Origin of the sequence: Parasphingopyxis sp. (assembly GCF_052168275.1) — a bacterium.
Taxonomy (GTDB): Bacteria; Pseudomonadota; Alphaproteobacteria; order Sphingomonadales; family Sphingomonadaceae; genus Parasphingopyxis.
Window position 1 is genome coordinate 1 of record NZ_JBQLZM010000009.1, and the last position, 3225, is coordinate 3225.

General features: G+C 62.0%; 5 protein-coding genes. 3 read left to right on the plus strand and 2 right to left on the minus strand.

Features of this window, described 5'->3' with window-relative positions:
• Positions 1–83: 83 nt before the first annotated feature.
• Positions 84–455 carry a DUF6768 family protein gene (locus ACTS1X_RS00985; RefSeq protein WP_442612520.1) on the plus strand — a complete coding sequence of 124 codons (372 nt, stop codon included), beginning with the start codon at positions 84–86 and terminating at the stop codon, positions 453–455.
• A 38-nt stretch (positions 456–493) separates the two neighbouring features.
• Positions 494–865 (plus strand): YybH family protein, encoded by a 372-nt coding sequence (locus ACTS1X_RS00990; RefSeq protein ID WP_442612521.1) that lies wholly within the window; start codon positions 494–496, stop codon positions 863–865.
• Between the two features lie 82 nt (positions 866–947).
• Here the strand turns inward: ACTS1X_RS00990 and ACTS1X_RS00995 are convergent, their stop codons facing one another.
• Positions 948–1388, minus strand: coding sequence for a hemerythrin domain-containing protein (locus tag ACTS1X_RS00995; RefSeq protein WP_442612522.1), 441 nt, complete (start codon positions 1386–1388; stop codon positions 948–950).
• Between the two features lie 334 nt (positions 1389–1722).
• Between ACTS1X_RS00995 and ACTS1X_RS01000 the strand changes: the two genes are divergently transcribed.
• The gene (locus tag ACTS1X_RS01000; protein ID WP_442612523.1) at positions 1723–1983 is read left to right on the plus strand and encodes a hypothetical protein; all 261 of its coding nucleotides are present in this window, start codon (positions 1723–1725) and stop codon (positions 1981–1983) included.
• A gap of 88 nt (positions 1984–2071) precedes the next feature.
• Here ACTS1X_RS01000 and ACTS1X_RS01005 read toward each other — a convergent pair.
• Positions 2072–3225, minus strand: a 1154-nt coding sequence (locus tag ACTS1X_RS01005) for a DNA gyrase subunit A (RefSeq protein ID WP_442612524.1), incomplete at its 5' end; no start/stop codon positions are given.

The following is a 3225-nucleotide window of genomic DNA, read 5'->3' on the forward strand; positions in this document are numbered from 1 at the left end:
CTCAGCGCATGAAGCTCTGGATTGCCGCGCGCCCTGCGGTCGCTCGCAATGACGAACTGAAGATTTGACAAAGGAGAAGACCGATGACCGAATTCGACACCAGGCTCCGCGCCGCGCTCGACGCCGATGACGAGGCTTTCCTCAGGGAACTCGACAGCGAGCGCGGCCTCTTCGCGCAGATCGGCGACACGCTGACCGGACCGCTCGGCGGCTGGGCGAAGCTAATCTTCGCCGTCGCCTTGGCGCTGGGCATCGCGCTGTTCGTGGCGATCTGGCAGATGCTGACCGCCGACACCGACCGCCAGCTCTTCATCTGGGTCGCCGTGACGCTCGGCCTGTTGATGGCCCAGGGCTTCGTCAAGCAATGGTTTTTCGAGCGGATGAACCTGATGACGATCCTGCGCGAGCTGAAGCGCGTCGAGCTGCGCATCGCGCGGATCGAGGAACGCGCCTGATTGAATCGCCGGACGGCGGTCTGCTATCCCGGCGGCCGATGACGCGCCCCCTCGCCGATTTCGCCGCCGATATGGACCGCTGCTGGCAGGAGTGCCGCTTCGACGACCTTCGAAACTATCTGGACGAGGATATCGCGATCGTCGCGCCGGGCGGAGGTGCCCGCACGGAGGGCATCGAGGCAGCGATCGACAGCTATCGCGAGTTCGTAGGGCGCAGCGAAGTGACCCGCTACGAAACATCCGACACGATCGTCACCGAACGCGGCGATACCGCGATCCTCGAATATCGCTGGGCAATGGACTGGACGAGCGACGGCGCCGCGCACACGGCCGAGGGCCGCGAGATACTGGTGCTGAACCGGAGCGGCGAGGAATGGCGGGCCGTCTGGCGGATGCAGCTGGCGGCGTGAACGGTACCCGCTAGCCCCTCAACCGGAACAGGTGACGGGCGATCCGCCACGCGAATCGCCCACGACTGTTCTGCCGACGGTGCTAGCCGTCCAGCTCAGCCTGTTTCCGTTTGTCGAATTCATCCGCCAGGCGACGTTCCTCTGCGTCGGACAGGAGCTTCTTCGCCAAAACGAAAACCTCATTCTCTTCCTCGTCCATATGATGCTCGACGGCATCCTTGAGCTTTTCGAATTTTTGGATCCAGCGGCCGGAGCCCATGTCCAACTCGTCCAGTTCTTCGATAAGATCGTCGGCCTCCTTGTGCTCGCTTACACTGTGCCGGGCCTTTTCCTGGCCTTCGGGCCGTTCGATCAGCGTGGCGTAGAAAGTCTGTTCTTCGGCGTTCGCATGAGCGACGGCCTCGGGCTTGAGCCGGGCCCAGAGTGAGCGCCGTTCCTCGCTGTCGCCCGAAGTTTCCATGATTTGCGCGGCAAGGTCACGCTGCTTCTCGTGATCCTGTTTCAGGCGTTCGTAGATATCCATACCGATGTTCCTCTTTCCGGGCCCGGTACGGGCCGGCAAGAGAATTGCGCCAATATTCCGATATACACATTCACATATGCTAGCCCCAGATCGGACCGACGGCCGCGTTGTGGCGCACCGATGATTGGCGGGAGTGCGCTAGAACCGGTTATCCTGCGCGAACTCAAGCGCGTCGAACTGCGCATCGCGCGGATCGAGGAGCGGGGTTAGGCGCTTAGCTGATATCACCGATCGGCCTTGGTCGCTTAAAGATATCGCGGCTAGGGCCCACGAGATAGGCTCGCAGTCAATGCGAGGCCCTTTCAAAAAGCACACAGCCTGATAATCTGAACAAATGGGGAAAATCAAATCCACTCAGACACTCGAAATCATGAATACGACTTCATCAATTCTTGAAGTAATGGTTGAGCTTAATCCTGATCGGTATCTGCTGCAGCCCAATGACGTGATGGTCATTCAGGCCAAGCTGCGAGGTGCGCCTTTTAGCGTAACGCTGTTTGAAGGCGGGTTACAGATATATCCAGGCAATGATTGCGGCCCACCGGTCACCATCAATGGCGAGCCCGCACAACCAGACTGGACAACAGAAATCTAGTTTTCAAACTGCGGGTCTACCCCATCAATGCTTGGTTATCTTGGACTCCATTGGAAAGTCGGAAAAAGAGGTGGCTGCGAGTTACTCGCTAAAACCGATTATCCTGCGGAAAACCCCTTGGCGGCAGCCGCCCCGCCGTCCCGCGATTGCCGATCCAGTCGCCAAGCTCCGTCTCGGTCCGCGTGCGGCCCGTATCGCCGCCCATCGCCCAGCTCAGGCCCTCGTCTAACTTGAAGGCCAGCGCGTCGGACAGGCCGCCATCCTTGTACTTTTGCAGCATGATGCCCTGGCCGCGCGCCATTTCGGGGAGCGCGTCGAGGGCGAAGATCAGCAGCTTGCGGTTCGCGCCGATCGCCGCGACATGGTCCGCGCCCTCGGGGATCGGGCGGACGACGCGGAGCTTCGCGCCGGCCTTGACGTTCACGACCACCTTGCCCTTGCGCGTCGTACTGACGATTTCCTCGGCATTGGCGATAAAGCCCTTGCCGGCCGAGCTGGCGAGCAGCAGCCGGCCGCCCGCCTCGACCTTTACGAGGCCGACAATCTCGGCGCCGTCCTCGATATCGACCATCGAGCGGACGGGTTCGCCGAAACCGCGCGCGCCGGGCAGCTTGTCGCCGCCGAGCGTGTAGATGCGGCCGTCGTCCGCGGCGAGCAGCAGCTTGTCGGTCGTCTGGGCGGGGAAATCGAAGGCCGGGCCGTCGCCTTCCTTATATTTGAGCTTGGCGAGACCGGCGGCGTCGACATGGCCCTTCATCGCGCGGATCCAGCCGCGTTCGGACATGACGACGGTGATCGGCTCCTTTTCGATCATCGCTTCCAGGGGGATGTCCCTGGGCGGGGCAGCTTCCTCGAGGCTGGTGCGGCGCCGGCCGAGTTCGGTATCGGCGCCGTACGTCTTGAGGAGCCCCGCCAGGTCCTTCTTCATCCGCGTCTTCTGGCGGGCCCTGGAGTTGAGCAGCTTGTCCAGCTCCGCGCGCTCCTCCAGCAGGTCCTCGCGTTCCTGCCGCAGCTCCATCTCCTCGAGCTTGCGCAGGTTGCGGAGCCGCATGTTGAGGATCGCCTCCGCCTGGCGGTCGTTGAGCGTGAACTCGGCCATCATCACCTGTTTGGGCTCGTCCTCGTAGCGGATGATCTCGATGATCCGGTCGAGATTGAGATAGGCGATGATATAGCCGTCGAGCAGTTCGACCCGGTCGTCGATCTTGCCGAGGCGGAACTCGGAGCGGCGCACGAGCACGA

Excerpts from the sequence above, each read along its gene's own strand:
- ACTS1X_RS00985 (WP_442612520.1), top strand. The coding sequence starts at position 84 with ATGACCGAATTCGACACCAGGCTCCGCGCCGCGCTCGACGCCGATGAC.
- ACTS1X_RS00995 (WP_442612522.1), bottom strand. The coding sequence starts at position 1,388 with ATGGATATCTACGAACGCCTGAAACAGGATCACGAGAAGCAGCGTGAC.
- ACTS1X_RS00990 (WP_442612521.1), top strand. The coding sequence starts at position 494 with ATGACGCGCCCCCTCGCCGATTTCGCCGCCGATATGGACCGCTGCTGG.
- ACTS1X_RS01000 (WP_442612523.1), top strand. The coding sequence starts at position 1,723 with ATGGGGAAAATCAAATCCACTCAGACACTCGAAATCATGAATACGACT.